Raw genomic sequence first — 2,702 nt, 5'->3', positions numbered from 1 at the left:
TCGGCCCGCCCGCGCAGCCACAGCCGCAGCAGGTAGGCCGGGATCAGCAGCCGGAACAGCGTTGAATAGGCGGCGCGCGCCAGCCCCTGGGACACGACGGCGCGCTCCGCTACCAGTGCCAGCTCAATGCGCGGCAGCGGCAAACTCCGCATCCGGCTTCACGGTGCGCAGTGCAGTCATGAAGTCGGTTTCGATGCGGTGCATGGCTTCGGGCGTGTGGCCTTCGAAACGCATCACCAGCACCGGCGTGGTGTTGGAGGCGCGCACCAGGCCAAAGCCGTCCGGGTACTCGGCACGCAGGCCGTCGATGGTGATGATCTCGGCGCCCGGGAACTTGGCGGTTTCGAGCAGCTTGGCAATGACCTGCGCCGGCTCGCCTTCGGCGCAGGGCACGTTCAGCTCAGGCGTGTTGAAGGCGGTGGGCAGTGCGTTCAGCACGGCGCTGGGGTCGTCGCTGCGCGAGAGGATTTCCAGCAGCCGGCCGGCCGTGTACATCGCATCATCGAAGCCGTACCAGCGCTCGGAGAAGAAGATGTGGCCGCTCATTTCGCCGGCGATGGGCGCGCCGGTTTCCTTCAGCTTGGCCTTGACCAGCGAGTGGCCGGTTTTCCACATCAGCGGCTTGCCGCCAGCGGCTTCCACTTCCGGCGCCAGGCGCTGCGTGCACTTCACGTCATAGATGATGGTGCCGCCCTTGACGCGCTTGAGGATGTCGCGCGCGAACAGGATCAGTTGGCGGTCCGGGTAGATGATGTCGCCGCCCTTGGTGACCACGCCCAGGCGGTCGCCGTCGCCGTCGAAGGCCAGGCCTAGCTCGGCACCGGTGGCATGCACGACCTTGATCAGGTCGGCCAGGTTCTCGGGCTTGGACGGGTCCGGATGGTGATTGGGGAAGTCGCCGTCGACCTTGGAATACAGGTCGATCACCTCGCAGCCCAGGGCCTTCAGGATGGCCGGGCCGGTGGCACCGGGAATGCCATTGCCGGAGTCGACGACGATCTTCATCGGGCGCGACAGCTTGCAGTCGCTGACAATGCGGTGGCTGTACTCGGGCACGATGTCCATCGCACCAATGCGACCCTTGCCCACCGTGTAGTCCTCGGCCTCGATGCGCTTGCGCAGGCCCTGGATCTCCTCGCCGTAGATCGCACGGCCGGCCAGCACCATCTTGAAGCCGTTGTAGTCCTTGGGGTTGTGGCTGCCGGTGACCTGGATGCCGCTGGTGCAGCCCTGCTTGGCGCGGGTCGCGGCCACGTAATAGACCATGGGCGTGGTGACCGCGCCGATGTCCACCACGTCCAGCCCGGTGGAGGCCAGGCCACGCTTGAGCGCATCGACCAGGCCCGGGCCCGAGAGGCGACCGTCGCGGCCGACGACCACGGCTTTTTCGCCGGCCTTCAGCGCCTCGGTGCCGAAGGCCCGGCCCAGGTGCTCGGCGACGCTTTCGTCCAGCGTCTTGCCGACGATGCCGCGGATGTCATAGGCCTTGAAGATCGATGCGTTCACTTGCATGGCGGGCGGATCCTGTGTTGTTTCCCTGAGGGGTCTGGGTCAATGTGAGACTGGCGCCGATTGTAGGCAGCCACCGTGTCGCGCTTGTCAGCGCAAGCCGCAGTCTGCTCAACCGGCGGGCGTGCAAGGAATGCGCCTGCCAGGTCTGTACCGTTCCCGACAGCCGCTGGCCAACTGTCGCATCGGCTCGCCATCCATCGCAGCCCGCTGCCGCCACCGGCAGTGCCTGCCTACACTGCAACCGCATGAAGTCTTCCATCGCCCTGCTCAAGCGTTCGCTGCGCGCCTGGTCGGCTGGCGTCCACCAGGAGCGACCGGCTGGGCCGGGCTGGCTGCAATGGCTGTGGACCGCACTGTTCGGCACCGCCATCGGCGTGTTCTTCACCTTGCTGGGCTTCATCTTCCACGCCCGCGGCGAGGACTGGACGAGCTGGCCCAACTGGCGCCACTGGCTGGGTGTGAACCTGTTCGTCAGCCTGTTCATCGCATTTTTCATCCACCTGCTGTGTGAGCTGGTGGTGCGCCTGCTTGGCCAGGCCCGCATTGCCGCCTGGCCACCCGGGCGCAGGCGGGTGGTGTTCAATGTGACGCCGCTGGTGGGCGTGGCCATCGGCTGGCCGCTGGCCACCTCGCTGGCCGGCCGGTTCACGCGCATCGAGTCCGACGGGCCAAACTCGGTCAACCTGGTGCTGGGCATGCTGGCCTTCGTGCTGATGTTCTCGGCGCTGGTCTCGCTGTACTTCAACGGCAAGGCCCGCGCCGAAGCGGCCGAGAAGCGCGAGGCCGAGGCCAGGCTGAGGTTGCTGCAGGGTCAGATCGAACCGCACTTCCTGTTCAACACGCTGGCCAACGTGGTCAGCCTGGTGGAAGCCGACCCGCAGCGCGCGCGCTGGATGCTGGAGGCCTTCGTGGACTACCTGCGCGCGTCGTTCGCCGGCCTGCGCGACGCGCAGCACAGCCTGGGCCAGGAGTTGGCGCTGGTCGAGGCCTACCTGCAGGTGCTGGGCGTGCGCATGGCCGACCGCTTGCGCTGGCGCATCGAGGTGCCAGCCGACTTGCGCGAGCTGCCGCTGCCGGCACTGCTGCTGCAGCCGCTGGTCGAAAACGCCATCCACCACGGGCTGGAGCCAAAGATCGAAGGCGGCGAGGTGCTGGTGCGCGCCGAACGCGTCGGTCGCCAGTTGCGGCTG

At 67.2% G+C, this 2,702-nt stretch carries 2 protein-coding genes; one reads left to right on the top strand and one right to left on the bottom strand.

Annotated elements, in window-relative coordinates:
- Positions 1 to 123: 123 nt before the first annotated feature.
- Complete coding sequence (locus FKP22_RS26545) at positions 124 to 1,512, bottom strand: phosphomannomutase/phosphoglucomutase (RefSeq protein ID WP_141290924.1); 1,389 nt, start codon at positions 1,510 to 1,512, stop codon at positions 124 to 126.
- Between the two features lie 245 nt (positions 1,513 to 1,757).
- Here FKP22_RS26545 and FKP22_RS34090 point away from each other — a divergent pair.
- A partial coding sequence (locus FKP22_RS34090; RefSeq protein ID WP_141290923.1) for a sensor histidine kinase occupies positions 1,758 to 2,702 on the top strand: 945 nt, incomplete at its 3' end.

The sequence above is a fragment of the Ideonella azotifigens genome, assembly GCF_006519715.1.
In the GTDB taxonomy this organism is placed as follows: Bacteria; Pseudomonadota; Gammaproteobacteria; order Burkholderiales; family Burkholderiaceae_C; genus Ideonella; species Ideonella azotifigens.
The sequence above is the reverse complement of the archived record's forward strand: the minus strand, read 5'-3'. Positions and strand labels throughout refer to the sequence as shown.